Origin of the sequence: Saccharothrix sabaoui (genome assembly GCF_051756985.1) — a bacterium.
In the GTDB taxonomy this organism is placed as follows: Bacteria; Actinomycetota; Actinomycetes; order Mycobacteriales; family Pseudonocardiaceae; genus Actinosynnema.
In genome coordinates this window covers 35,972-60,754 of sequence record NZ_JBPKJK010000024.1, presented here as the reverse complement: position 1 = coordinate 60,754, position 24,783 = coordinate 35,972, and the positions used below count along the sequence as shown (strand labels likewise).

Below are 24,783 nucleotides of genomic sequence, written 5' to 3'. Positions count from 1 at the left end.
ATGTTCAGTTGAGAGTTCAACCAGACCGACGAAGAAGGACTTCACGATGACCTCGCAGACTGCGATCCCCGGCTACCTCGTGGGCACCTGGGCGATCGACCCGGTGCACTCGGACATCTCGTTCGTGGTCCGCCACCTGGGCGTGTCCAAGGTTCGCGGCCACTTCGGCACCTTCGAGGGCACGATCGTGACCGCCGAGAACCCGCTGGAGTCCACCGTCACCGCCAAGATCGACGCCGCGTCGATCGACACCCGCAACGAGCAGCGCGACGCGCACGTGCGCGGCGAGGACTTCCTGGACGTCGAGAAGTTCCCGGAGCTGACCTTCACCTCCAGCGGCGTGCGCGCCCACGGCGAGGGCTTCCTCGTCGACGGCGAGCTGTCGTTCCACGGCGTGACCAAGGCCGTGACCCTGGAGCTGGAGCTCAACGGCTTCGGCGACGGCATGTCCGAGGGCGCCAAGGTCGCCGGCTTCTCCGCCTCCACCGAGATCAGCCGCAAGGACTTCGGCATCACCGGCGGCCCCGCGGGCGCCGTGGTCGGCGACAAGATCACGATCCTGCTGGAGATCGAGGCCGCCAAGCAGGGCTGAGCCCCGCTCGCGAAGACCCCCCGCGAAGGCCCCGCCGGTGCTCCGGTGGGGCCTTCGCGCGATCCGGGTGAACCGAACCCGGCCCGCGGCCGTACTAGCCCGTGACACCGGGTTCCCCCCCGGCCGGGCACCGGTGCCGGAAGCCGCTCGCGGACACGGTCTGCTCACGGTCTGCGGACCGCGTGGGTGACGTGGACGCAGGCATGGCACCATCTGGCGCAACACGCGCCGGACGCAGTCGAGGAGGGACCGGTGTGAACGCCAAGACCGAGCAGGTCGATGACCTTCGACTCGTCGCACTACCGACCGCGGTGAACGTCGCGGACATGTTCGTGCGCTTCTCGCTCGGCGAGTGGCGGCTGCGGGGCATGCAGGACGAGGCCGCCCAGACCGCGCGCCGGCTCGTGGGCGCCGCCGTCGACGTCGCCGACCACCGCGCCCCGGGTTTCCTGCTGGTGCGGCTCCGGCTGACCGGCACCTACCTCGTGGTCGAGGTCGAGGGCAACCGCGTCGCCGTGCCGCCGGAGCTGGCGGGCACCCGCGCGGGCCTCGTCGACCTCACCGCGGGCGGCCACCTGGCCTGGTGCGAGCTGCCGCTCCCCTCGGGCATGAACGCCTCGTCGGTGCCGCTGCCGCGCCGCGAACCGCGCCGCTCCCCCGCCGCGGAGAAGCTGGGCGACGAGCCGGACGTGGACCCCGAGGTGATCCAGCGCATCCTCTACGGCCTGGGCGGCGCCCAGGGCCGCCCCGAGTAGCCCGTCGCCACCGCCGCCGGACGGGTCACCGCCCTCGTCCGAGGGCGGTGACGACGTCGTCGGCGGTCACCGGAACGGAGAACATCGGGAAGTCGAACCGCAGCGCGTTGTCGTGCTCCTCCCGGGAGGTGGCGGCGACGCAGTCGGTGAGCGTGACGACCCGGTAGCCGTTCTCGTAGCCGCTGCGCATGGTCGACTCGACGCAGCAGTTGGTGAGGAACCCGCCGAGCACGATGGTGGTGATCCCCTTGCTGCGCAGCACGAAGTCCAGGTTCGTGCTGGCGAACGTGTCGAGGCCCCGCTTGCCCTCCACGACGATGTCGTTCCCGCGCGGGGCGAGGTCGTCGACGATCGCGGCGCCCCAGCTGCCCTTGACGAACGCCTTGCCGTCCACGACGCCCTTGAGGATGCCGTAGGGGTGCGCGGAGATCTCGTGGTAGCCCTCGGCGAACGAGATGGGCGCGTGCATCACCGTCGCACCCGCCGCCCGCGCGGCCTCGACCAGCGCGACGGTCCGGGGCAGCATCCCCGTGCTCTCCATGACACCGCTGACCGCGTCGTGCAGCACCCCGCCCTCGCTGGTGAAGTCGTTCTGGTACTCGATCAGCACGAGGGCGGTCGTCTTCGGGTCCAGCACCAGCTCGGTCATCCGCAGCTCCCTGCTCGGCGTGGGTCGCGGACCCGATTCAACGGGTCCAGGGCCGGCGCGGCAATGCGGCGACCGGGTTCCACCCGGTCGAGGACCCGGTGCCCGGCGACGCGGCGGCCGTCCCGACGCGCCGACCTCCTCCCAGGCGGCGAACCGCTTGCGGACCGTCTGCCACGGCGGGAAGTCCGCGGGCAGCGCCCGCCACTCGACGCCGTTGTCGACCACGTGGCCGATCGCGTCCACGATCACGCGACGGCAGTGCTTCTGTCGGCGGGATACCGCCTCGCCCGCTGAACGGGCTGGTGGGAGGCCGCCGGACGACAGCACGGGGCACCCGCGGTGGAGCGGCCACGGCGTCGACCCGTCCGGCGTTGCCCGCCGTTCGCCGGAAGCCCTTCACCGCACCGGTCCGCGGGGCGCCTTGACCGGTGGGGCTAGTGCAGACCGGCGATGCAGTAGTCCGCGGTGCGGTAGCAGGTGCGTGTCACGAGGTTGACGTCGTTCTCGTCGGTCATGTAGATCCAGATGTTGTCGGCCCCGCCGACGACGTTCGCGTCCAGGGTGAAGGGCGCCGACCCGGACCTGTTGCACCAGAGGCTGGTGCTCTGGAAGTCCAGTGTGGTGCTGCCGATGAACGACCGCACGTAGACCCGCCGGCAGTTGCTGGCTTTGAACGCCCCGGTGATGCCGACCGACCGGTTGTACCAGGTGACCGTGCCGTTGTAGTAGCTCACCGTGTACGGGAGCGTGAAGGTGCTGGTGGGGTAGTCGGCCGCGGTGGCGGGTGCGACCGCGAAGACCATCCCGGCAACCGACGCCACCGCGGCCAGGATCGCGCCGAACCTCCCCGTGCGGCTCTTCGTCGTCGTTGCGCGTTTCAGTCTCGTCATGACAACCACTCCCGGTTCTCCGGACCACGGGCGAACAGTGCCCAGTGACTGTGAGTCGTCGCCTGCTCGCAAATCGTTACATCGAGAGTCGCCCCATCGACGGGGCGACCCGAGCCGACGGCGGGGCGAACGCGCTGCCCCCCGGTCTCGTCGGCCTGGCTCGGTCACTCGCGGTCGGTCACTCGCGGTCGGTCACCAGGTGGTCTTCGACCGCCCGCCGGCGGAGTTCGAGCTTGGACCGCGTGTACCGTCCGGCCTTGGTGTACTTCTCGCGCACGCGGTCGATGTAGCACTTCGCCGTGTGGACGCTGATCCCCATCTGTCGGGCGACCGATTTCATGGGCAGGTCGGCCGCGTAGAGCGTGAGGGCGCGGATCTCCTGCCGGCTGAGGTCGGGATGGGTCGCGTCGTCGCCGACGATGAGCATCCTCGCCAGAGCCGGCGTGATGTGGAAGGTCCCCGCCGCCGCGGCCTTGACCGCGTCGATGATCTCTTCGGCGGTGGCGTCCTTCGACACGTGGCCCAGCGCCCCCGCGCCGATGCTCTGCTTCACGTGCCAGGGCTGGGACAGCACGCTGATCACGACGGTCCGCACTCCCGATGACCGTCCGACCACGTGCCCACGACGACCGCCACCGACACCTCGGGATCGGCGTCGCACAGCCAGTTGTGGAGGCTGTGGCGCACGATGGGGTCGTTGTCCAGGATCGCGAGCCGGATCGGCTCCGCTCGGCCGTGGACGACTCCCATCGCGCCATCGTCGCACCAGCGTCGGCAGATCATCACTGCTTCACCCGTTCGTGTGACGCTCGGAGGCGGATGCCGTGCTGTCCCCGCGGCTCGGCCGCCGCGTTTCGACGAACAGGACGTCGGGTGGTGCGAGCCGGACCTCACCGCCCAGGTCTGCGGCGGCGGCCCGGACGGACGGGTCGCTCGCCGCGGCGAGCGCCGCGGGGCCCGCGGCCGTCACGACGACGGCCACGACGGCGGACCCGCCGACCGTGATCCGCACCGAGCGCCAACCGGTGAAACCGCGCAGGAGGCCGACGAGCGCGATGAGGTACGTGGTGTCGTCGCGGCCGAGTCCTTCCAGTGATCCGACGACCTCGACCGGTGTGCTGTCGCGTGAGGTCGTCAACTCCTCCCCGACGGCGACCCCGTCGATCCGCGCGCCGGGATCGGCGACGGTCACGGCGGCGGCACCGATCCCCGCGTGGCCGACCGCGGCGATCACCACCTCGCGGGCCGGGCGGTAGGGCGAGAGCGCGAGCAGCGTCGTCGCCACCGCGCCCCAGTTCCACGCGGCCGGTCCGTACCTCTCCGCGGGAGGCAGCACCGCCATGACGAGCAGGTCCACCCCGTAGAGCACGGCGACGCAGCCCGCCATGAAGACCGCCGGCGAGGTTCCGCCCCTCCGCGTGCCCACGGCGACCCCGCCCACCACCACCGCGGGCACCAACGCCCATGCCGCGACCGCCACCCAGGGGTTCGTGCAGGTGGCCCACCAGGTCACCAGCTGCAGCGCGGAGAACACGGCGCTGACCGTGCCCACAGCCAGCGCGATCCGTCCCGCGTTGGGCACGACCGTCATCCCCGCCAGGACCCGGCCCTTCGCCGCGTGAACGCCCTCCGCCACCGGTTACCGCCCGGGTCCGGTGTCCCGCGGCACGGTGAGCAGCACGGTGGTCCCCTCGCCGACCCGGGAGAAGACCGCCGCGGTCCCCCCGACGTCGTGCAGCCGGCCGCGCACCGATTCCGCCAGGCCCAGGCGGTCCGGGGCCACGGCCGCCGGATCGAAGCCCCGGCCTTCGTCGACGACGGCGCAGTGCACCTCCGACCGGCCGAGCTGCACGCTGACGGTGGCGACCGAGACCCCGGAGTGCTCCGCCACGTTGGTCAGGCACTCGTCGAGGGCGGTGGACAGCGCGGCCACGACCTCCGCCCTCACGCCGTCCAGTGCGAGCGCGGCGGCGTCGCCGAACACCTCGACCCCCAGCGACCTCACCGCCCACGTGCGCCGCACCTCCGACCACAGACCCCGGTCGGCGTCGACCGCGACTTCGACGGACGGCGTCGAAGGTGCCTCCAGGCGCGCCGCCAGCGCATCGGCGTCCCGGCGGCAGGACTGACGGACGACGTCGGCCGGCAGACCGCCGCCGCCGTGCGCGAGAACGGTCAACGTGGACAGGACCGTGTCGTGCAACGTCCTGTTGTGCCGCATCCGCGCGAGCCACCTGGCGTCCGCGACCGCGCGAGCGGCCAGCGACGTCTCCGCGGCCGTCATCAGGCGCTCGGTCAACTTCGCCCCGCGGCGCACCATGACCGACGCGGTGATGCCCAGCGCCGCGGTGAAGACCGCTCCGGTGAACACCACCCCGAGGTCGACCGCCCGCCCCGCTGGCCACAGCAGCAACGCCCAGCCGGCCACGCCGACGACCAGCGCGAGCACACCCCACCAGGGCCCGACCGAGATCGACAGGCCCATGACCGACCCGCTCACGAGCACGGCGATCACCAGCTGCGCGTTGTGCGCGCCCAGGTCCGGTGCGACACCGACGACGAACGCGGTCGTGACCGGCAGCAGGACGACGATCGTCGCGGCGACCCCGGTCCGCCCGTACCGGCAGCCGAGGTGCAGCAGCACGCCGTGCGCCGACGCCACCGCGACGACCACCGCCGCGGAAGCCGACCACCTGTCCCACAGCCCCGCCGCCAACGCCGCGACGGTGGTCGTCTCGTACAGGGCCGCGACCCTCGCTCCCATGGGGCGCAGCGCCAGTCGACTTCCGAGTTCGACCGCCTCCTGGAACACCGCCGCGTCGGGCGCGGTGTCGTGGGCGCGGTGCGAGGTGTTCGACACCCTGTTCATCGTCCTCCCGGACCCGGCCCGGGTCGATGACCGCCGTGCCCCCTCTTCGGGGGGCAGGCGCGCGGGGCCCCGCAGGTCGACGAACCGGGCCGCACCTGCCCCCCGGACGAGCGGCACGACCCGCCGGTCACACCGGCGTGACCCTTCAGCCACGCCCGTCGCGAGGACGGGCCGAGGAGGGCCGGATGAACGAGAACCCGTACGGGGGACGCGGCGCGATCGCCGTGTGCGCCGTTCTGCTGTCCGTGCTCGGGATGCTGGGCACGACCACGTCCGCAGGAGCCGTCACCGGCCACCACACCAGCGGCAACGACGTGCGCGTCCGGGCCGGCGCGAGCACGGCCACCGCGCAGGTCGACATCATCTCCGCCGCCCCCGACCTCCACCACAGCCCAGGCCGTCAACACCCGTTCCGCGCCGTCGTTCAACGCCACGCTGCCGGGTCAGGTCCCGGCGGGCACGGCGATCACCGTCCGGTGCCGGAACCACGGCACGTTCGTCAACGGCAGCGGCATCCGGGACGAGGTCGGCGCGGAGTTCATCTCCGACTTCCACGTCAACGGGACACCGTTCAACGCCTTCGACAGCAGGCTGCCCCGTTGCGGCCTGAGCTACCAGCCGGTGGACTGCGCCAAGGTGCTGCTCATCGGTGCGCGTGGCTCGGCCGGGGAGTTCGGTCCGGAGGACCTCGGTCCGTCCTCGCCACCCCCGCCCGTCCAGGGGACCCGCAACCTGCTCGCCGAACGGGGCGTCGGCCTGGACGTCGAAGGGGTGATCCACCCGGCCCACAGCCCGTGACCGATCGGGGCCGAGGGCTGGGACGCCTGGTACGCCGGGGTCGACCAGCGATCGCGGGACTGCTGCCGGACCGAGTTCATCTGCACCGCCTCCAGTCCGGACATCGACTCCCACCTCCGCTACCAGCGGCCGAACCCGCAGACGACGTGGGGCGCGGACTTCCTCGCGGCCCGCGCCACGGCCTGATCACCCACCTCGCCCGGGTGCCCCACCCAGGACGCCTGGGCCACCGTTCACGGAGCACCGCCATGAGCCGACCCCTGGTGCCGAGGCAAGGCGAGCGCACGATCGTCGCCGTGGACGTGGAGGGGTCCACGACGAGGTCCGACGACGAGAAGGCGCACATCCGGGTGGCGATGTACGACCTGTTCCAGCAGGCCCTGTCCGCCGCCGGTGTCGCGGGCGGCGACCACGACCCGTTGATCGACCGGGGCGACGGCATCCTGGCCCTGATCCGCCGACGACCGCTGCCGGAACTGGTTCACCCGTTGTCCCGGACCCTCACCGCCGCGCTCACCGACCACAACCGCCGTTGGCGCGACCGGCGCTTCCGGCTCCGGCTCGTCGTCCACACGGGCCTGGTGCGCTACGACAGGAGGGGGTGCTTCGGCCGCGCGCTGGACGTGGCCTTCCGCCTGCTCGACAGCGAGGACGTCAAAGCCGGCCTCCGCCGCACGACCGCCCCGCTGATCTTCGTGATCTCTGAGGCGGTACCCGGTGCGCCGCCGATGCCCCTGTGCACCACCACGGTCCTGGTGGGCAGCACGACAACCCGCGGAGGAATCCACGTGCCTGCTCTCGTGCCGTCACCGCGTTCGGCGGCCCGTTGACGGCGAGTTCCCGCCGTGCGGGACGGCGTTCGCTCTGCAAGCCCGCCAACCCGGGACGATGACAGGCCGCTCCATCGTGGAGCGCGACGTCAGGTCAGGCCGGAGCCGCGCCATACGTCGAAGAGGCTCCCGCGCAGGTGACCGCCCTCCCCCGCCCTCGGCGGCGATCCGCGGGACCGAACCGCAGGACGGGTTCTCGGTCTGACCGGTACACCGGTCAGACCGGTCGACATCGCATCAGCCGGTGCAGAACGGGTCATCATCCACCCGGACGTACACGGCACGCACGTACTGCCCGGGGGCGGCGCTCTCGCCGATCTCGAACGCACCGACCAGCGCGCCCTGCGACGTCCGGACCTCGTACCCGCTGCCGTCCACGCCGACCTGCTGGAAGACCCGGTCGGCCACCGCCCGGAGCCTCCGCTCGACGTCGTCACCACCGCCGCTGCCGGCAGGAAGTGCCGACAGCAGCACCACCTCGCAGAAGTCCTCGGCGCTGCCGAGCACGCTCGACGACGTGATCGCGACGGTCGACGCGCGCAACTCCGACACGTACGACCGGCACACGTCCAGCGCGGCGCTCGGGTCGCGCACCGGCACTCGCAGGTGCACCCGCGAGATGACGTCGTCGTCCTCGCGCGGGGTGAAGTCGTCGCGGGTCACGTACGCCGGGCGCTGCCCGACGGTCTTGCCGCCGCCGAGGTCGGCTGAAACCTGGAACAGGGTGTAACCGTCACACGGCACGTCGTCAAACCCGTAGTGACCGGAGAGAACCCCGCTGTCCGATTCGTAGAAGTCGAAGAACTCCTCGTTCAGCCCGTACGCGGCCAACACCGGCCGCACCGCTGCCAGCACGGCCTGCCGATCGGTTTCGCCGGCCTGCTTCGTGCGGGTGTGGTCGACCCAGGCGTTGAAGCCCTTCCGGCCGCCCTCCGGGTCTGCCCGCTTGATCTCCAACGTCGCCGCCGCGAACCGGTCGACCAGCGACCGGGGTACGGTCGAGGCCGTCGTGAAGTCGGGCACTTCGACGTTCAGCCCGATCTTCACGACGACGTCGGTCTCGCGAAACCTCATCCGTGCGTTACCCGCCCCTCCGGCGACATGTCCGCGTGACCGCCGTCCTCGGCGAAGCAGTTCATGTCGTCGTCCCTGATCCGGACATCCCACTCCTGCTCGTTCGGGTTCCACTTCCAGCCGTTGCCGTACGCGTCCTCGAACATACCGTTCCGCCTGGGCTTCTCCGAGCCGTAGCTTCGCGAGAGAGGTGCGGGGCCAGGTGCCCGAACACCTTCTCGATCTGTCGGATCGCCTTGGTGATCAGTTCGGAATGATTTTTCGCAGGCAGGTGATCGAGCAGGCGAGGCTGAGGATGGCCTGGCGGACGTCGGCTCGACGTTCGGTGCGGACGCGGAACCGGCGGAAGCCTTTCCGCACCGCGTACAGGATGCCCTCCAACGCCGCCCGGTCGTCGGCACGCCTGCGACCCCGGTGCCGAAAGCGCCTGGGACGCACCGGGACCACCTGGCCGTTGGCAAGGGCGGAAGCCTGTCCACCGTGATCACGGCCGGGCTATTCTCCGGTGTGGACCCGCTCACCTTGGACTACGAGGACCTGCACCTGCGCGTGGACCGGGGGGTGTTCGAGCTGTTCGACCTGGCCCTCGCCGAACACACGTTCCGGGTTCCGCTGCGCTGGCTCGGGGCTGTGGTGCACTACAAGAAACCGGACAAGCCCGGCCGGTTGGTCTTCGGCGTCGTTCGCGATCCGAACGCCGCTCTCTACGGCACCGACCGGTCCGCCTTCAGGTACACCAACACGCAGTCGACCGAGGTGCCGGCCGGCGACGAGCCGTTGTTCCGCGAGTACTTCACCCGGGTGGCCGCGCTCGCCGAGCGGCGGGTGGTCTGACGTGGAACCGAAGGTCTTCGAGCACGACGGCGTGCACCTGCGGGTCGACCACGTCGAGCAGCTCGACGAACCGATCCGCGCCGGCACGACGGGTTCCCGACACCTGCTCACGACCGTCGAGGTCCCGACGACCGACGAGCCCCTCCACCGCGCCTTCTTCACCGAGTCGGCCCACCTGTCCGACCGTCCGATCGGCTCGTAGTCCCGCACCACGGGGAGCGGCCATGCGTAGGCGGAAGACCGGGCCCGGGTGGCGCTCGCCGCCGGGTCGGTCGTCACGGCCGTCATCCTCGCCGCGGCCGACAGGAGCCTTCACGATGCTCCCTGCCGCATGTGAACTGCTCGACTGCGTCAGGACTACAACGCAATTCGCGCACGCTGATCGATCAACGACGGCGTGGTCGTCGCGGCGGGTACGGCTCAGAACGACAACCAGCGCGGTGACCAATGCGGGATTCGTCTGTTTCGAAAGCCCAACCGAAGGAATTCCCGAAGTGCCCACGAAGAAATCTGACGACGTCAAGGTGAGACTGGGAAGTCGCTTCCACAGGCTCTTCGGCGCCACGCTCGTGTCGGCCATCGGTACCGGCATGCACGCCGCCGCGCTGCCCCTGCTGGCCCTGCAGAGCACCAGCAGTCCGATGGCGTTGAGCTTCGTCGTCATGGCCGCCGAGGTTCCCTGGGTGCTGCTCTCGCTGCACGCCGGTGTCGTGGTGGACCGACTGGATCGCCGACGGGTGATGGTGTGGGCGGACCTGGGCCGGTTCGCCGTCCTGGTCGTCCTCGCGATGCTGATCGGGACCGCGCGGGTGGACCTGCTGTGGCTGGTGCTCGCGGCGTTCCTGCTGGGTGTCGGCCAGGTCTTCTTCGACCTCGCCGCCCAGTCGGCCATTCCCGACTTCGTGTCGCGGGATCCGCGGAACCTGGCGACGGCCAACGGGCGGATCTTCGCAGCGGAGAGCAACGGTGAGGACTTCGTGGGGCCTCCCGTCGGCTCCGCCCTGTTCGGCGTGTGGAACTTCCTGCCGTTCGCCGGCAACGCTCTCTCGTTCGTCGCCAGCGGCCTGTTGATCCTCTCGATCCGACCGGACGCCAAGCCGGAGGAGAAGCCCGAAGCTCCGCGCAGGAGCGTGCGGAGCGACATCGTCGAGGGCGTTCGGTGGTTGTTCCGGAACCGGACCCTGCGGGCGCTGGCCACGGTCTCCTGCCTCGGCAACGTCGCCGCCACCGCTCAGTTCGCGATGCTCGCGCTGCTGGCCAAGGAGGTTCTCGGACTTCCGGACTTCGGCTTCGGTCTGCTGCTGACGGCCACCGCGGTCGGCGCGACGTTCGGGGGGCTGGCCGCCGCGGCCGCCAGCAGGCGATTCGGCCCCGGCACGGTGATGCTCGCGGGCAAAACCGGCGTGGGCGCGGCCATTCTGGTTCTGGGGCTTGTCGCCGATCCGTGGGTCGCGGCCGCGATGATGATGGCGACCGGTGCGTTGATGACCGCGGAGAAAGTCGTTGTGAGTACGTTGCGTCAGCAGATCGTGCCCGACGAACTCCTGGGGAGGGTGCTCTCGTCGAGCAGACTGGTGGTGATGATCGGCGGACCGGTCGGTGCGGCGCTCGGCGGGGTTCTCGCCAGCGTGTTCACCGTTCAGGTCTCGTACGTCGCCGCCGGCGCTTTCCTCATCCTGGTGGCGCTGGCCTTCTACCCCGTGCTGAACAACCGGGCCCTGGCACGCGCTACCGATGAACCAGCCGGGTAAACGCGAAAATCCGCGGTGTCCGCCGCCACAGCTCAAGGTATTGAACCGAAAGTGCATGTTCGCCTTTTTCTCGACCGCAATGTTGCAGGTCAGCGTCGAAACCGAAAAACTGGGCAACGGAGAACGCCGCGGTTCCCCCGGCGGCCTCCGGCAGGTAACGGACACCCTCGCCGGTGGAGGGTTGTCGCGATGTGACGGGGTGGTCGGGGTTGCCGGCGGGGAGTTCGCAGACAAAGCAGGCACCACGGGCGAGACCGAGGGGCCCTGCTCCCGGACGCTGGACACGGGGTTATGCGGCATGGGTCATGCGCAGCCGGTGTCGGGGTGAGGCTGTCCTCGTAGTCGATCGGGGATCTCTGACCGAGGTGGGGGTGACGGCGTTGGGTGTTGTAGCGGTGTGCTCGGTCAAACACCGCCAGGCGTGCTTCCCTTTTGCTGTCCCAACTCCGGGCGCCTTGGAGGGTTTCGCGTTTGAAGGAGGCGTTGAGGCTTTCGGCGGCGTTGTCCGTGGCGCGCGCCGTCCGGTCGGGTTCGGTGGCCTTCCAGTGGTACCGCCTTGCGCAGGACGTCGCGCTCTTCCTCCAGCTCCCGGATCTGCCTGCGCAGCGCTGTGGCCGAGGTGCCACCGAACCTCGCGCCCTACGACTTCGACCACGTCCGACCCGCGTCTTCACCTGCGCCGAAGCCGCCACGCCAAGCTGACCAAGGCGATGCGCGCGGAGGTCGCCGCAGAGTCGGCGGACCGCACGGTGCTCGCCGCGTCGGTGCGCCGAGCGCGCCGGCTGTCGCGCGAGCATCGACTGGCGACGCCCGGCACCACGACGACCAACGGCGGCTGTTTTTTGGAGCGAAACAATTCGGCGTGGCCGGTTCACGCCGACTTTCCACACTCACAGGACCGATCCGTGAACGGTCTGCCGATCCGTGGAGGCATACAGGTGACACAACGGTCGCCAAGGACGAAAGTTGCGGTTCCACCGTGCCCGGTACCCACGGAAAGTGTCATGTCGATTTCACCCGACCGCCGCATCGCCCTGAGGTTACAGTGGCCATCAGTTCGCGTTCCGGACGCAGAGGGGTGCTTCGATGACTGCGGATAAAATCGGGAAATCGTTGTCCCGGGTGCGGCGATCCGTCGCGGGTGCCGTCGCCGCGGCACTGGTGGCGGTCGGGGCGGTGGCCGTCGCGCCAGTGGCCCAGGCCGCGGACGTCGAACTGCTGTCCTGCGTGGGAGCTGGTGCGAACACCTACCAGCCGGGGGTGACGATGCAGCCGCGAACCGTCGCGATCACCTCGAGCGCGAACTACGGCTCGTGCGTGTCCAGCGGATCGCCGGCGATCACCTCGGGCGGGTACGGGATCGTCGCGAACGGCCTGGTGTCCTGCCTGGCCGGTGGCGTCTCCATCACGGTCACGATCACCTGGAACACCGGCGAGACCACCACCGTGGCCGCGGTCGGGCTCGTGGTGCTGCGCCCCGGCAACGAGGTCGTCGTGGTCTACCAGGGCACGGTGACCGCGGGCAGGTTCACCGGAGCCGCCGTGGTCATGACCGCGGCGCTGGTCAACGGCACGCCGACGCAGTGCCTGACCCCCGAGGGCGTCACCTCCACCAGCGGCCCCGCCGCCATCACCATCACCCAACTCGCCTGAGCGCGGACATCGTCTCGCTCCCGACCGATCACAGAACCAAGGCTGTCCCCTTGAACCGGACACCCTGATCCCGGACGGCGGTCCGGGGAGGGACGCCCTCGTGCCAGGCAAGTCGAAGTACCCCGAGCAGTTCCGCGGGGACGCCGTCGCGCTGGGCCGCTCCTCGGGCCGGCCGTTGCGTCAGGTCGCCCGCGAGCTGGGCGTCGACCACGAGACCCCGCGCAGCTGGGTGCGCACCGCCGAACAGGCCCAGGCCGCTGCGCCGGCGGGCGGCGTGTCGGCCGAGGAACGTCGTCACTCTTTCGCTCCCGGTCGGCGTCGAGCCGGAAGAACTCGAAGTTCAGGGTGATCAGGTTGAGGTGGGCCGAGGGGATGGTCATCCGGATGGCGACGTGGTCGGCCAGGTGCAGTTCCCGCGCGACTCCATCGAGCAGCTCGCGGTCACGGCGGTGAGTCCTCGTGCAGGCGACCGGTGAACACGGGCACGTACTCCATCGCCCACTGCTCGCGGCAGATCCCCTGCCGGAGCACGAAGGTGGCGCAGTAGACGTTGCCGGCCGCGTTGGTGTCGTTGAAGGTGACGCGGCGCCGGATCTCGTAGGTGTCGCTCACCTTCGGCTCCTCCGTGGCAGCGCGACGGTGTCGACAACCGGCATGTCCACCCCGGTGACGTGGACCAAGGGGCGTCCGTCTGGATCGACCGCGGTGCTGCCTCCGCCGCCACCGTCGCCGGAGCCGTCACCGTCGCGGCCACCGCGCTCGTCTGGCGCTTCCTGCCCCACACCGCCCGCCGGCCGAGAACACCGGTGCACCACGACGACAGCGCACCGGACGGCCCTGTTCCCGGCCCGGTGGGTCCCGTCCCAGGGACTTCGCCGACGCACCTCAGGACTCCGCCGCCTCCAGCCACTGGGCCTCGACGCCCTCCGACTTCGCAGGCTAGCGCGTGTTTCAGAGGTGAGGTGAGCGGCGGCGTGTCGGTGGCCGGAACGTGGCGAGGTCTCCGGTAAGCGGTGTAACGACCAAGCAGAACCGCAGTACCGGAGACCTCGTGGCCGGCGTAGCGGCAGCGGGACGGGCCGACCTGACCGACGCGCAGTGGGCGGTGCTGCACCCCTTGTTGCCTGTCGGTGCCAGGCCGGGCCGTCCGCCGAAGTGGAGCAAGCGGCAGTTGAGCGACGGCACCCGGTGGCGGGTGCGGGTCGGTGCCCCGTGGCGTGACGTCCCGCCCGGGTACGGGCCCTGGCAGACCGTCTACGGGGTGTTCCGGCGCCGGCAGCGGGCCGGGGTCCGGCGGCGGACCCCGGCAGCGTTGCAGGCCCGCGCCGACGCCGGCGGTCGATCGTTGTCGCTGCTGGTCACCGCCGGACAAGGCCTACAGCTCCAAGGCCAACCGCGCCTACCTGCGACACCGCGGGACCAAGGCGACCATCGACCAGCTCTGCGACCAGGCCATCATTGACATCGCCGCCATCAACACCTGGCTACGCCACATCTGAAACACGACCTAGGGGCTGGTCATCGGCCGCGACAGCTCCGCGAACTTCATGCCGGTGAACACCGCCGACGACTTGTCCCGGATGTCACCGCCCCCGTCCTCGGTCGCGTCCGGCCCGGCCGATCCGGCTTCCCGAAAGCCGTCCCGCGGAATCACCGGATTCGACAGACGGAGCCGGGGCCCGCCATCCCGCCTCGACGTGGCGGCCCATCCAAGACCAAGGAAGCTGCACCCGCGGGTGCATTCGGGCAACCCGAAGAACGAACATCGAGTACGTCCGGTGACCGCGATGACGACGTCGCGCCGGCCGTCTTCCCCGAAGGGGCCACGGCATTCCCCTGTCGGGTCACACGCCCGACGACAGCGGCGCGGGCCTGCCGATCCCTGCCAGCATCGACCAGTGGTCGACGCGGTGTCGATCCCGGGCACTGGAGGAATCTTGACGCTGCAAGAGTCGCACACCACGACATCGACCGATATCGGCGCCCACCAGGTGATGGACCTGTTCGCCGCCGCCGACGGCCCTGTCGGGCACGACGTGTGGGAACACGTGCAGCGCGGTCTGATCTACCCGTCCCCGTACGCGGTGTTCGCGACGTTCTGGCGCGCCGAGGACGACCTCGCTCCCACGCTGTCCCAACTGTCGGGGATTCTCGAGGAACTGCGCGACGAGATCCACGCGCACTTCGGCAGTGCCCACACCACCGTCGTGACCGGCGTCGGCTTCCGCCTGTGGCACGAGTGGTGCCGCGATGAAGGGATGAAGCCACCCGAGGGGATGCGGATGCGCTACCCCTCCGGTGAGCGGGGAGCGGACGAGGGGTTCGCGCCGTCGAAGGTGTTCGAGCGCTCGAACGGCACCTTCGTGGACTCCGGCGCGGACCTGTGGTTCCACATCAAGTCCACGAACCAGGACCACTGCCCCCTGGTGTTCGAACGGCTCGACGCGATGCTGGCCGCGACCGGCCGCATCGACCCCACCAGGACCGTCCACCAACAGGCCGCCACCAAGTCGGTGCGCAAGGACCTGCGGGGCGGCAAGGTCGTGGGGTGCCGGTTCTCCGAGAACCTCAACAACCCCACCAGCCCGGTCAGCTTCCAGAAGCACACCCTGGTCGGCCTGGACGACCCGGACTACCTCGGCGCGTCGTTCGTGCTGGCGCAGCGCTTCACCATCAACTGGTCGAACCTGCTGAACATGAACCCCGACCAGATCGAGGACCTGGTCGGCCGCACCGCCGACGACGTCATCATCCCGTCGCGCGACGACCGCAGCCACATCAGCCGCTCCCGCGCGCAGGACGAAGCCGGTGACACCACCCCGCTGCTGCGGCTGAGCCTGCCCTACGGCACCTCCCCCGCCCTGGACGACGACGACCTGCTGACCAAGGGCGCCAGCCGCCGTGACGAGCGCGGCATCTACTTCGCCGGCTTCGCGAACTCGATCGCGACGCTGGAGAAGATCATGGACCAGCAGATCGGGCGGACCGACGGCTTCATGGCCGACCGGCTGCTGTCCAACGTGCGCTCGGACCTCGGCGGGTTCTACTTCATCCCGAGCCAGCTCAACCTGCGGCTGGACCGCACACCGGTGCCGGACCTGGCGCGGTCGTGGGACAAGTTCCCCGGCGTGGACTGGGAGCGGCTGGACCGGCACTTCGACCGCCGCTCGGACAACGGCTACATGTACTACAACCACCACGACTACATGCACCGCATGTCCACGATCCCCGCTGACCAGCGCGAGCACTGCAGGCCGCCCTCGGGGCGGGTGCTGCGGCTGCTGGAGAGCACGTTCTCCCGGTGGCAGGACGGCTGGTACTTCGACCGCGCCCAGCAGGAGCTCCGGCACCTGTCGGCCTACGTCGAGCGGTACGCCGGGGTCGAGCAGGCCCGCAAGGTGATGGCCCTGCCGGTGGTGGAGCGCATGGGCTGGGCCATCAAGATCGGCCTGGGCAAGGTGTTCGCCGGGCACGACTACGGGTTCCGCGGCCGGCGGCGCGAGAACGGCAGGACCGTCAACGGCGCCGACACCTACCACATCGACCCGGCCGAGCTGATCGTCGGCGGGATGCCCAACCTGGGGCTGGGCCAGGGCAAGTACGTCATCGACTACACCCGCGAGGACGAGCAGCTGCAGAACTTCTTCCGCGGCCTGAGCGCGGCCTCCGGCGTCGGCCACGTCGTCCCGGACTACCAGCGCCTGCTGGACAAGGGCCTGGACGGGCTGATCACGGAGGTGACGGCCAAGCTCGACACCACCGACGACGAGGGCAAGCGGCAGTTCTACCGCGCGGTCGTGCTGGCCCTGGAGGGCGTCAGCGACCACTGCCTGTCCTTCGCCGACCTGGCCGCCCAGCTCGCCCACGACACCAAGCCGTCCCAGCGGGCCGAGCTGGAGAACCTGCTGGCCATCCACGGCCGGATGCGCAAGCTGGCCCACCAGCCGCCCGACACGCTCCTCGAAGCCGCCCAGCTGATCTTCACCCTGCACTCCTGCCTGCACCTGGTGGGCGAGCCGACCGCCATCGGCCGACTCGACCAGCTCCTGGAGCCCTTCCGCGAGCGCGACGACCGGCTCGGCCTGATCACCGCCGAGCAGGCCCAGGAGATCATCGACTGCTTCTGGGTCAAGCTCGGCGAGAAGGTCCTGTGGAACCGGACGTTCGTGGAGGACCACCAGCCCTTCGGCAACATGGCGATGGGCGGGTTCAGCGGCAACTACCCCCAGGGCGGCGCCAACAACCAGTGGGTCCAGCAGGTCACGATCGGCGGGACGCTGGCCGACGGGGCGCCCGGCGAGGGCACACCGGCCTACAACGACACGACGATGCTGTGCCTGCTCGCGGCCCGCAGGCTGCCGCTCAACGCGCCGTGCCTGTCGTTGCGCGTGCGCCCGGACATGCCCCGCAAGTACGCCGAGGAGGCAGCGCGGGCGCTGCTCAGCGGCGGCGCGCACCCCATCCTGCTCAACGACGCCAAGATCATCCCGGGGCTGGTGCGCAGCGGCGAGCGCATCGGTGACGGCGAGGGCCGCACCGAGTTCACCCCCGTGCGGGAGAAGGCCGGCCAACGCTGGCGCAGCGAGGTGCCCCTCGACGTGGCCCGCGACTACGCCTGCGACGGCTGCTACGAACCCCAGTTCGTCGGGAAGAACTGGTTCACCCTCGGCCAGGTCAACATGCTGCACGCGCTGGAAGCCACCCTCAACCAGGGCAAGTCCTGGCTGACCGCCGGACCGATGTACTTCCGGGGGCAGAAGGTGTCGTTCACCTCCCCCGAGCCCGCCGAGATCACGTCCTTCGAGCAGCTGCTGGAGCTGTACTTCAAGCACGTGCGCTGGATGTACGCCAAGCAGGTCGACGGCCAGCTGGCGGCGTTCGGGCAGATGAGCGACGTGTGCCCCTCGCCCCTGATGTCCTGCTTCATCGACGACTGCATCGAGACCGGGCTGGACTACTACGCCGGCGGCGCCCGCTACAACGTGATCGCGCCCGGTCTGATCGCCCTGCCCAACGCCATCAACTCGCTCCTGGCGATCAAGCACCTGGTGTACGAGCCCACCACCGCCGCCACCTCGCTGCCCGAGCTGGTCGAGGCCCTGCTGTGCGACTGGGGCGAGTCGATGGCCGAGCCCTTCACCAACTCGACGGTGGGCGCCGGCCGCATCGCCGCCCACGCGGAGCGCTTCCGCGACCTGCGCAGGGCCGCGCTGGCACTGCCCCGCTACGGCCGGGGCGTGAAGGACGTCGACGACTTCGGCAACCGGTTCCTGAGCCGGGTCTGCGACACCGTGGTCTCCGTCCTCACCCGGCCCGCTCCCCCCACCGCCCGCACCATGGTCGAACTGGCCAAGCGCATCGGCACCCCCGAGCACCCCTTCGGCATCCAGCTCCAACCCGGCGTCGGCACCTTCGAGAACTACCTGGAGTTCGGCGCGGCCACCGGCGCCTCCCCCGACGGACGACGGCGCGGTGAAACACTGACCTCCGACCTCAGCCCCGCCCCCAGCCCCGCCGACCTGCCCGTCGACCACCAGGAGAAGGGCATCATCGCCTCGCTGCGCGGTTTCGCCGGCGACGGCGCGAAAGCCCTGTGGGACGCCGCCCCCACGGACTTCAACATCCGCGAGGACTTCCCCCACGAAGCCCTCGTGCAGGTCATCGAGCAGTTCGCCCGCGGCACCGGCTCCAACCTGCTCACCATCACCTGCGCCGACCCCGAGACCATGACCGCCGCGCGCCGCGATCCCGAGCAGTACGACCTGCTGCGCGTGCGCATGGGCGGCTGGAGCGAGTACTTCATCAGCATGTTCCCCGACCACCAGCACCAACACCAGCGCCGCCCGATCAGCACTGCCGACACCCCGTTCCCGACGGTGCCGCACGGCCCGTCACCCGCGACCGGGTCACCGCGGGACACGGCGGACACCTCACCGATCCCGGCCACATCGGGCTGACGACCGCGGTGACACCCTCCCCCTCGATGGCTGACGTCGGCGGGGGTGGCCGCCGCGTGGTCGTGGGGTGACGCGGTCACGGCGGAGCCGCGAGCGCACTGCGAGGCGCTGCTCGCCGAGCACGGGGACGACGTGCGACGCGACGACCTGGCAGCCGAGGCGCGGGACGACACGACGGCGGGCCTGCCGCGCGCGGGACGGGAACCGGCTCACGGCCGCACCCCCATCCCCTCCAGGACCAGGCGCAGCGCCTTGAGGCCGAAGAACACCCGGCTGCGCAGCGTGGCCTGCGGGACGGCCAGCTCGGCTGCCACCTCGCGGTAGGACCGACCACGCAGGTAGGTCTCGACCAGCGCGGTCCGGTGGTTCGCGCTGATCCGGGTCAGCGCCTCCTCCACCAGCCACCGGTCCACGACCGCGTCCGCGAACCCCGCGTCGACCGGTTCCGGCGGGTGCTCCGGTGCGGTCGGGCGGGCCCGGCGCACGTGGTCGAGCACGGCGTTGCGCGCGATGGCGAACAGCCACACCCGCAGGCTCGCCCGGTCCGGGTCGAACCGCCCCGCGGCCCGCCACGCCCGCAGGAACACGTCCTGCACCACCTCCTGCGCCGTGCCGTCGTCGCCGAGCAGCCGGTGGGCGTAGCGGTGCAGCTCCGGGCCGTGCGCGGCGTACGCCGCACGCACCCCGTCCTCGGCACCCAGGTCGAACCGCAGGCGTTCGACCACCCCCGCACCGCCCTCCGCTCGCTGGACGTACGCGCCAGGAGGCCGGGCAGTTCGAGCCGACGTTCAACACAACCGCTTCCAGGCACGTACACACGGGCGATCCACCCACCCCAGGAGGACCCCATGCGCTCCACCCGCACCGCGGCGCTGGTCGCGGCCGCCGCCCTCACGGCCGTCGTCGTCGCACCCGGCACCGCGAACGCCACCGGCGGCCAGACCGCCGACGTGCACCTGCTCACCCAGGACGGCACCCTCACCACGGGCTCGTCGACGCTGCCCCTGCTCGGCCACCGCGTCCGCGTGCGGGGTCTCGACCGGCACGACCGCCTCGTCGGCATCGACGTGCGGCCCGCCACCGGCTCGCTCTACGGCATGGGCGGGTCCGGCCGCCTCTACACCGTCGACCCGCGCACCGGCCAGGCCACCGGCATCGGCACCCCCGCCACCCTGGACGGTCGCGCGGTCGGCTTCGACTTCAACCCCACCGTGGACCGCATCCGCCTGGTCACCTCCACCGGGCAGAACCTGCGGCTGAACCCCGACACTGGCGCGGTGGCCGCCGTGGACGGCACCCTGGCCTACCCGGACGCGCGCACGGCACCGAAGATCGCCGCCGCCGGCTACACCAACAGCGTCGCCGGCGCCACCAGCACGACCCTCTACGCCATCGACTCCGCGCGCGGCACCCTGGTCACCCAGGGCACGAGGGCGGGCGCCACACCGGTCGTGTCGCCCAACACCGGCCAGTTGTTCACCGTGGGCCGCCTCGGCGTCCGCATCGACACGGGCAACGGCTTCGACATCGCACCCGACGGCACCGCTCTCGTCGCCTCCGGCCCGGCGATCCACCGAGTGGACCTGGAGACCGGGCGCGCACGCCTGGTGGGCCTGGCGCCGGGCGACGTGATCGGCCTGGCCTTCCGCGCCTGAGCGACCGGAACGAGGGTGCCCGCGACCGGGCTCAGGGCACGACGCCACGACCGGCGGGGTGGCGGGACGGTCTGCACGTCCCACCACCCCGGTTCGTCGGCCGGCGGGCCGACGAACCCGTCAGGCCGTCGTCCCCGGCTCCAGCGCCTGCTGCGCGAGCAGGCGCTTGACCATCTTGGCCGCCCGGCGCATGTCGTCGGTGACCGTCTCGATCTTGATCGCGCCCTTCGGGCCGATCGTGCCGCCGACCTCGAAGGCCGTCGCCTCACCCGGAAGCGGCAGGGCCTGGCAGGCGGTGAACCGGTCGTTCGGCATGAGACCGACGTGGAAGTAGGCGTGCACCGGGGCGTCCACGCAGGACGCCAGGTACGGGAAGACGCCGTGCGTGCCCTCGTTGTCCACGCTGATCATCTTCGCGCCCGGCAGGTGCTTGGCCGTGGCGAGCGCGCCTTCGTAGGCGGTGGCCGCGTCCATCTCGCTCTGCAGCACCAACACCCGCGGGAACGTGCGGGAGTCCGGCTTGGGCATCCGGTTGTCGGTCCGGAAGAACATGCACGCCGGGACGTTCTGCATGAACGGCCCGATCAGCGGCGCCTCCCGCAGCAGCTTCGCGGCGGACTTCTCCCAGTAGTCGCGGCTCTGGTTCCACTGGCCGTCCTGGCAGCGGATCAGCTCGAAGGTGTAGTCGACCTCGAAGGTGCTGACGTCGGTGGTCGCGGGCAGCCGGGCGGGGCCCTTCGCGATGGCGCCCAACGCGCCCTCACGGGCCTGGAGCAGCACGTCGCGCAGGTCGGCGGCCAGGGCGGGGCGGGCGAGCTGCTCGTCGACGAACCGCCGCACCACCTGCTCGGCCGCCGGCTCCTGCCCGCTGCTCGCGACGGTGTTCACCGCCGCGCCGGCGATCTCGTAGGTCGACGTGTCGTACAGCGCGGGCAGGATGAACCAGGCGAACATGATCTGGCCCGTGAACGTGCGGGTGCCGCCCGCCTCCTCCCACGCCCGGCGGATCGCCATCGGGTCGGTGCCCAGGCCGTAGAGGTCGTCGCGGCGCGCCACGTAGGGCAGCAGCTGCTCCTGGAACGCCCGGTCCCGCGTGTAGGGCTGGAGGTCCCAGGTGCGCTGCAACGACTTCTCGCTGACGTCGGTGGACGAGTCGAGCAGCATCCGGTGCACCTTGCCGGGGAAGGTGGCCGCGTACCAGGTGCCCAGCCAGGTGCCGTACGAGTAGCCGATGTAGCTCGTCTTCCGCTCGCCGAGCAGGACGCGGATGAAGTCCATGTCGTAGGCGGTCTGCTCGGTGGTGATGAACTCCGTGCCGGGCGTGTCCTCGCAGCCCCGCACGTACGCCTCGGTCTGCTCGTCGGTGGAGTTGACGACCTCGCTGTCGACGGTGACGGTGCACGGCACCCGCGTGCTGTCGCCGACGCCGCGCGGGTCGAAGCCGACGAAGTCGTACTGGTCCGCCAGGGCGGGCGCCATGGTGGCCATGGCCGCGCCCCAGTGCAGCCCGGCGCCGCCGGGGCCGCCGGGGTTGACCAGGGCGATGCCCTGGCGGGCGGTGCCGGCGGTGGCGGTCTTCGACACGCGCACCTGGAACGTGTGGCCGTCGGCGGGGTCGTGCCAGTCCCTCGGCACGGTGATGGTCGCGCAGGCGAGCCCCGGCACGGCCTGGAACCGGTCGTTCTGCTCGGGGGTGAGGTCGGTGAACGCGCACGGTCCCCAGGCGACCTGCTGGTGGCGCAGCACGCCGGCGAGGGTGGCGGTGTCCGGTTCCGCGGGCGGGCGGGGTGCGGCCGTCGCAGGGGTGGTGGCGGTGGCGGCCAGGGCCACGGCCGCGAGCAGCGACGCTCCCAGGACCGCTGCGGATCGCCGGTTGCGGCGCGGTCCGCGCAGGGGTGAAGGCATGGTCGTGTCCTCTCGGAGCAACGGTCGGGAACGCTCCCGGTGGTTCCACCCTCGCCCGGCGACGGTCCTCGCGGCAGGGGGTGGCGGTGTCGGGAACCGGACATGACCGGGACCCGTCAAAGCCAGCCGCGCCGGGTCGCCTGCACGCCCAGCTGGAAGCGGGTGCGGGCACCGAGCAGCTCCTGGAGCCTGCTGACGCGGCGGTGCACCGTCCGCTCGCTCACGCCCAGGTCACGGGCGATGGCCTCGTCGGTCATGCCCGCGGTGAGCAGCACGAGCAGGCGCTGGGCCTGCGCGTCCGGTCCCGCGGGGTCGGCGGTCGCGGTGGCGGGCAGCGGCGCGGCGAGCCGCCAGAACACCTCGAAGACCTCGGACAGCACCTCCAGCAGCCGCGACGGGTGCACGAGCAGCGCGTCGGCCTCGCGTTCGGCCGGGCGCGGCAGCATCACCAGGCCGCGGTCGTCGTCGGCCAGCAGCAGCTTCAGCGGCACGTCGGGGAAGACCCGCGCCTCCTCGCCGGCCACCGCGGCCTTGCCGACCGCTGCCAGCAGCACGTCGTCGTGCAACAGGCTCGCGTCGTACACCGCCCGGTAGCGCAGCCCCCGGCGCATCGCGTCGAGCTGCACCTGCTCCGGTGCGGCCGGCGAGTCGTGCAGGTACGGGCCCCGGTCCAGGCCGCGCACCCGCTCGCGGGCGCCTTGCTGGAGCGTGCGGAACAGCGCACGGGCGGCGCGCCTGCCCTCGACCACCTCCACGAAGCCCGCTCCGGGCCCCCGGCACGCGGCGTACAGCCGGGCAAGCGCGTCCCCCGTCTGCCTGGCCTGCGCGGCGGCGAGCTCCCGCCGGGTGGCCCAGGTCTCCAGCGCGGTCCGGGGCGGGCGGACGTGCAGCACACCGTCCTCGTCGCGGTGCACGAGCCCGAGACCGACGAAGTGCTGAACCCAGCGCGCCGCCCGCGGCCCGGCACCGGCGAGGAAGCCCTGTTCGGGCACGGGCGCGACCGTGAGCAGCTCGCCGTACGCGGCCTCGGCCTCCGGCGGCAGGTCGAACGCATCTGACGGGAACACCTCGACAGGAGCTGCCATGCCGTCACGCTAACGACGCAGTGCTAACGGCACGTGATACTTCTACTACGATCACCGCCCTCGGAGGGCGAACCCGGCAGCCGCGGTGTCGCGGCCGGTTCCGGGCCGGTAAGACCGGCACCACCTGTACGTAGCTGTTTCCGAGCTACTGGTGTCGGGCGAGTCGGCGGCTGGTGATGCGGATCATCGCCCAGCGGACCATGACCTCGTGGTGGTGGCACAAGCGTTCGTGGTCTCGGGCGCGGCGGCGGTGCCCGCCGTCGGCCCACACCAACGTGGCCCGTTTCCCGGCGGTGTCGCGCAGGCGCCGCAGGCCGCGGGCGGCGACCCGGTCCTGCGTCGAGGCAGGCGTCACCGACACGGCCAACAGCAGGCCCATGCTGTCCACGACGATGTGGCGCTTGCGGCCCGCGACCTTCTTCCCGCCGTCTCCCAGGCGGCGAAACGCTTGTAAACCGTCTGCCACGGCGGGAAGTCCACCGGCAGGGCCCGCCACTTGATGCCGTTGTCGACCACGTGCAGGATCGCGTCCACGATCACCCGGCGGCAGTGCTTCTCCCACCGCCCGCCCCGACCGGCCGGGCACGCCGGATCGGGCAACAGCGGATCGAGCTCGGCCCACTGCGCGTCGGTGACATCGGTGGGACACCGCGCCGTCCGTCGGATGGGCTGACGGGAGGCCACCAGACGGCAGCAGAGGGCACCCCTGGTGGACCTGTCCACGGGGATCGGGCACGACAACAACGGAACTCCTGGCAGAGCGGCGCTTCGACAACGTCCGATCTACCAGGAGTTCCCCTGTCCGGGCACCAAAGAGCCATCACCTGCCCAAGCTCGGAAACGGCCACTCGCCGGGAGCCTCGCCCGCCAGGCTCTCCACTGCCCAGCCTGCGCCGTGACCCACCACCACGACACGCCTGGTCCGCTCCTCGACCGCCTGCCCATCGCCCTGACTGCACGGCCTTGAGTGAAGGCCCCGTGACCGGGCGATTTAACGCAGGTTGGGCGGATCCTGAACCCTGTGGTGTGACAGTGGGTGCACGGCCGGCCCGAGCCGGGGCGGTCGGAGGATCACAGGCCGCGACCGGCGAAGAACGTCGGCGGTGCCGGGCGGCGGGAACGACTACCGCCGAGCACCCGCGACATCGCCGAACCGGAAGGACCTGTCGTGGCGAAATTCTTGCGAACAGCGAGGAGCCCGGCTTCCTTCCTGGCGGAAGTTCGTTGAAAGCAGTCGACCAGAGCTGACCCAGGTCGAAATCGGGCGGATCCGGAAAATCAATCCGGATCCGGCGGGAGGGACCGAAGTTCCAGGATCCGGACGAACACCCGACTCCAGTCCGCAGTGGACGTGGTGACGCCATCACGCACTGCCACAAGTTCGGCAGCGCGCTTCGTGGCCACACGAATCTTTGGAGGAGAAATTTCTACAACGCCGCGCACGACCCTGCCGACTGGGCAGTCCTGCGCCACAGGCGGCGCCTCC

General features: G+C 71.0%; 30 protein-coding genes. 12 read left to right on the top strand and 18 right to left on the bottom strand.

Features of this window, described 5'->3' with window-relative positions; genetic code table 11:
- Positions 1-46 precede the first annotated feature (46 nt).
- Together ACR807_RS10145 and ACR807_RS10140 are read left to right on the top strand one after the other, a co-directional pair.
- Entirely contained in the window at positions 47-592 is a 546-nt protein-coding gene (locus ACR807_RS10145) for a YceI family protein (protein ID WP_438920981.1), read from the top strand.
- Between the two features lie 254 nt (positions 593-846).
- Positions 847-1,347 carry an ATP-binding protein gene (locus ACR807_RS10140; protein ID WP_438920980.1) on the top strand — a complete coding sequence of 167 codons (501 nt, stop codon included), beginning with the start codon at positions 847-849 and terminating at the stop codon, positions 1,345-1,347.
- Between the two features lie 25 nt (positions 1,348-1,372).
- Here the strand turns inward: ACR807_RS10140 and ACR807_RS10135 are convergent, their stop codons facing one another.
- The 7 genes from ACR807_RS10135 to ACR807_RS10105 form a co-directional block, all read right to left on the bottom strand.
- Positions 1,373-2,323, bottom strand: a complete 951-nt coding sequence (locus ACR807_RS10135) for an isochorismatase family protein (protein ID WP_438920979.1) — start codon at positions 2,321-2,323, stop codon at positions 1,373-1,375.
- A gap of 107 nt (positions 2,324-2,430) precedes the next feature.
- A complete protein-coding gene (locus ACR807_RS10130) occupies positions 2,431-2,886 on the bottom strand; it encodes a hypothetical protein (RefSeq protein WP_438920978.1) in 456 nt (151 codons plus the stop codon).
- 178 nt (positions 2,887-3,064) lie between these two features.
- Positions 3,065-3,481 carry a LuxR C-terminal-related transcriptional regulator gene (locus ACR807_RS10125; protein WP_438920977.1) on the bottom strand — a complete coding sequence of 139 codons (417 nt, stop codon included), beginning with the start codon at positions 3,479-3,481 and terminating at the stop codon, positions 3,065-3,067.
- Positions 3,466-3,636, bottom strand: coding sequence for a hypothetical protein (locus tag ACR807_RS10120; protein WP_438920976.1), 171 nt, complete (start codon positions 3,634-3,636; stop codon positions 3,466-3,468). The genes ACR807_RS10125 and ACR807_RS10120 overlap by 16 nt, the downstream gene beginning before the upstream one ends.
- 40 nt (positions 3,637-3,676) lie before the next feature.
- Positions 3,677-4,522, bottom strand: coding sequence for a hypothetical protein (locus ACR807_RS10115; protein WP_438920975.1), 846 nt, complete (start codon positions 4,520-4,522; stop codon positions 3,677-3,679).
- A gap of 3 nt (positions 4,523-4,525) precedes the next feature.
- On the bottom strand, positions 4,526-5,755 hold the full coding sequence (locus ACR807_RS10110) for a sensor histidine kinase (protein ID WP_438920974.1): 1,230 nt from the start codon (positions 5,753-5,755) through the stop codon (positions 4,526-4,528).
- Positions 5,756-5,900: 145 nt separating this feature from the next.
- Positions 5,901-6,119 (bottom strand): hypothetical protein, encoded by a 219-nt coding sequence (locus ACR807_RS10105; RefSeq protein WP_438920973.1) that lies wholly within the window; start codon positions 6,117-6,119, stop codon positions 5,901-5,903.
- A 257-nt stretch (positions 6,120-6,376) separates the two neighbouring features.
- On the opposite strand from ACR807_RS10105, the gene ACR807_RS10100 reads away from it, so the two are divergent.
- Complete coding sequence (locus ACR807_RS10100) at positions 6,377-6,553, top strand: hypothetical protein (protein ID WP_438920972.1); 177 nt, start codon at positions 6,377-6,379, stop codon at positions 6,551-6,553.
- Between the two features lie 248 nt (positions 6,554-6,801).
- Entirely contained in the window at positions 6,802-7,383 is a 582-nt protein-coding gene (locus ACR807_RS10095) for a hypothetical protein (RefSeq protein WP_438920971.1), read from the top strand.
- Positions 7,384-7,620: 237 nt separating this feature from the next.
- Here ACR807_RS10095 and ACR807_RS10090 read toward each other — a convergent pair whose 3' ends face one another.
- The 3 genes from ACR807_RS10090 to ACR807_RS10080 all read right to left on the bottom strand — a co-directional run bounded on the left by ACR807_RS10090 (position 7,621) and on the right by ACR807_RS10080 (position 8,838).
- Positions 7,621-8,457, bottom strand: coding sequence for a hypothetical protein (locus ACR807_RS10090; protein ID WP_438920970.1), 837 nt, complete (start codon positions 8,455-8,457; stop codon positions 7,621-7,623).
- Positions 8,454-8,603 (bottom strand): hypothetical protein, encoded by a 150-nt coding sequence (locus ACR807_RS10085; protein WP_438920969.1) that lies wholly within the window; start codon positions 8,601-8,603, stop codon positions 8,454-8,456. The genes ACR807_RS10090 and ACR807_RS10085 overlap by 4 nt, the downstream gene beginning before the upstream one ends.
- A 97-nt stretch (positions 8,604-8,700) precedes the next feature.
- Entirely contained in the window at positions 8,701-8,838 is a 138-nt protein-coding gene (locus ACR807_RS10080; protein WP_438920968.1) for a hypothetical protein, read from the bottom strand.
- A gap of 126 nt (positions 8,839-8,964) precedes the next feature.
- On the opposite strand from ACR807_RS10080, the gene ACR807_RS10075 reads away from it, so the two are divergent.
- The 3 genes from ACR807_RS10075 (at position 8,965) to ACR807_RS10065 (ending at position 11,042) form a co-directional block, all read left to right on the top strand.
- Positions 8,965-9,291: a hypothetical protein gene (locus ACR807_RS10075; RefSeq protein ID WP_438920967.1), complete on the top strand. Its 327-nt coding sequence runs from the start codon at positions 8,965-8,967 to the stop codon at positions 9,289-9,291.
- Position 9,292: 1 nt separating this feature from the next.
- Entirely contained in the window at positions 9,293-9,493 is a 201-nt protein-coding gene (locus ACR807_RS10070; RefSeq protein ID WP_438920966.1) for a hypothetical protein, read from the top strand.
- Positions 9,494-9,785: 292 nt separating this feature from the next.
- On the top strand, positions 9,786-11,042 hold the full coding sequence (locus ACR807_RS10065; RefSeq protein ID WP_438920965.1) for an MFS transporter: 1,257 nt from the start codon (positions 9,786-9,788) through the stop codon (positions 11,040-11,042).
- Positions 11,043-11,131: 89 nt separating this feature from the next.
- Here the strand turns inward: ACR807_RS10065 and ACR807_RS10060 are convergent, their stop codons facing one another.
- Positions 11,132-11,839, bottom strand: a complete 708-nt coding sequence (locus ACR807_RS10060; protein WP_438920996.1) for an integrase core domain-containing protein — start codon at positions 11,837-11,839, stop codon at positions 11,132-11,134.
- Positions 11,840-12,164: 325 nt separating this feature from the next.
- Here ACR807_RS10060 and ACR807_RS10055 point away from each other — a divergent pair, with 325 nt between their 5' ends.
- Both ACR807_RS10055 and ACR807_RS10050 read left to right on the top strand, forming a co-directional pair.
- Positions 12,165-12,695, top strand: coding sequence for a hypothetical protein (locus ACR807_RS10055; protein WP_438920964.1), 531 nt, complete (start codon positions 12,165-12,167; stop codon positions 12,693-12,695).
- 100 nt (positions 12,696-12,795) lie between these two features.
- Complete coding sequence (locus ACR807_RS10050; RefSeq protein ID WP_438920963.1) at positions 12,796-13,044, top strand: transposase; 249 nt, start codon at positions 12,796-12,798, stop codon at positions 13,042-13,044.
- 92 nt (positions 13,045-13,136) lie between these two features.
- Here the strand turns inward: ACR807_RS10050 and ACR807_RS10045 are convergent, their stop codons facing one another.
- Positions 13,137-13,307 (bottom strand): hypothetical protein, encoded by a 171-nt coding sequence (locus tag ACR807_RS10045; RefSeq protein WP_438920962.1) that lies wholly within the window; start codon positions 13,305-13,307, stop codon positions 13,137-13,139.
- 379 nt (positions 13,308-13,686) lie between these two features.
- Here ACR807_RS10045 and ACR807_RS10040 point away from each other — a divergent pair, with 379 nt between their 5' ends.
- Positions 13,687-14,157, top strand: a complete 471-nt coding sequence (locus ACR807_RS10040; RefSeq protein ID WP_438920961.1) for a transposase — start codon at positions 13,687-13,689, stop codon at positions 14,155-14,157.
- A 45-nt stretch (positions 14,158-14,202) separates the two neighbouring features.
- On the opposite strand, the gene ACR807_RS10035 is transcribed toward ACR807_RS10040, so the two are convergent.
- Positions 14,203-14,349, bottom strand: coding sequence for a hypothetical protein (locus tag ACR807_RS10035; RefSeq protein ID WP_438920960.1), 147 nt, complete (start codon positions 14,347-14,349; stop codon positions 14,203-14,205).
- Between the two features lie 283 nt (positions 14,350-14,632).
- Between ACR807_RS10035 and ACR807_RS10030 the strand changes: the two genes are divergently transcribed.
- Complete coding sequence (locus ACR807_RS10030) at positions 14,633-18,652, top strand: Dyp-type peroxidase (protein WP_438920959.1); 4,020 nt, start codon at positions 14,633-14,635, stop codon at positions 18,650-18,652.
- A gap of 209 nt (positions 18,653-18,861) precedes the next feature.
- Here ACR807_RS10030 and ACR807_RS10025 read toward each other — a convergent pair whose 3' ends face one another.
- Positions 18,862-19,377, bottom strand: coding sequence for a sigma-70 family RNA polymerase sigma factor (locus ACR807_RS10025; protein ID WP_438920958.1), 516 nt, complete (start codon positions 19,375-19,377; stop codon positions 18,862-18,864).
- 123 nt (positions 19,378-19,500) lie between these two features.
- Here ACR807_RS10025 and ACR807_RS10020 point away from each other — a divergent pair, with 123 nt between their 5' ends.
- Complete coding sequence (locus ACR807_RS10020; RefSeq protein WP_438920957.1) at positions 19,501-20,307, top strand: DUF4394 domain-containing protein; 807 nt, start codon at positions 19,501-19,503, stop codon at positions 20,305-20,307.
- A 120-nt stretch (positions 20,308-20,427) separates the two neighbouring features.
- Here the strand turns inward: ACR807_RS10020 and ACR807_RS10015 are convergent, their stop codons facing one another.
- The 4 genes from ACR807_RS10015 to ACR807_RS10000 all read right to left on the bottom strand — a co-directional run bounded on the left by ACR807_RS10015 (position 20,428) and on the right by ACR807_RS10000 (position 23,981).
- A complete protein-coding gene (locus tag ACR807_RS10015; RefSeq protein WP_438920956.1) occupies positions 20,428-22,212 on the bottom strand; it encodes an alpha/beta fold hydrolase in 1,785 nt (594 codons plus the stop codon).
- 116 nt (positions 22,213-22,328) lie between these two features.
- Entirely contained in the window at positions 22,329-23,297 is a 969-nt protein-coding gene (locus tag ACR807_RS10010; protein ID WP_438920955.1) for a helix-turn-helix domain-containing protein, read from the bottom strand.
- Between the two features lie 145 nt (positions 23,298-23,442).
- Positions 23,443-23,763 carry a transposase gene (locus ACR807_RS10005; RefSeq protein WP_438920995.1) on the bottom strand — a complete coding sequence of 107 codons (321 nt, stop codon included), beginning with the start codon at positions 23,761-23,763 and terminating at the stop codon, positions 23,443-23,445.
- On the bottom strand, positions 23,649-23,981 hold the full coding sequence (locus ACR807_RS10000) for a transposase (protein WP_438920954.1): 333 nt from the start codon (positions 23,979-23,981) through the stop codon (positions 23,649-23,651). Before ACR807_RS10000 ends, ACR807_RS10005 begins: the two co-directional genes overlap by 115 nt.
- Positions 23,982-24,783 lie beyond the last annotated feature (802 nt).

Bases quoted from the DNA above. Each gene is read 5' to 3' on its own strand.
- ACR807_RS10145 (WP_438920981.1), top strand. From the start codon at position 47: ATGACCTCGCAGACTGCGATCCCCGGCTACCTCGTGGGCACCTGGGCG.
- ACR807_RS10130 (WP_438920978.1), bottom strand. From the start codon at position 2,886: ATGACGAGACTGAAACGCGCAACGACGACGAAGAGCCGCACGGGGAGG.
- ACR807_RS10120 (WP_438920976.1), bottom strand. From the start codon at position 3,636: ATGGGAGTCGTCCACGGCCGAGCGGAGCCGATCCGGCTCGCGATCCTG.
- ACR807_RS10110 (WP_438920974.1), bottom strand. From the start codon at position 5,755: ATGAACAGGGTGTCGAACACCTCGCACCGCGCCCACGACACCGCGCCC.
- ACR807_RS10105 (WP_438920973.1), bottom strand. From the start codon at position 6,119: ATGATGTCGACCTGCGCGGTGGCCGTGCTCGCGCCGGCCCGGACGCGC.
- ACR807_RS10095 (WP_438920971.1), top strand. From the start codon at position 6,802: ATGAGCCGACCCCTGGTGCCGAGGCAAGGCGAGCGCACGATCGTCGCC.
- ACR807_RS10090 (WP_438920970.1), bottom strand. From the start codon at position 8,457: ATGAGGTTTCGCGAGACCGACGTCGTCGTGAAGATCGGGCTGAACGTC.
- ACR807_RS10085 (WP_438920969.1), bottom strand. From the start codon at position 8,603: ATGTTCGAGGACGCGTACGGCAACGGCTGGAAGTGGAACCCGAACGAG.
- ACR807_RS10060 (WP_438920996.1), bottom strand. From the start codon at position 11,839: ATGCTCGCGCGACAGCCGGCGCGCTCGGCGCACCGACGCGGCGAGCAC.
- ACR807_RS10020 (WP_438920957.1), top strand. From the start codon at position 19,501: ATGCGCTCCACCCGCACCGCGGCGCTGGTCGCGGCCGCCGCCCTCACG.
- ACR807_RS10015 (WP_438920956.1), bottom strand. From the start codon at position 22,212: ATGCCTTCACCCCTGCGCGGACCGCGCCGCAACCGGCGATCCGCAGCG.
- ACR807_RS10010 (WP_438920955.1), bottom strand. From the start codon at position 23,297: ATGGCAGCTCCTGTCGAGGTGTTCCCGTCAGATGCGTTCGACCTGCCG.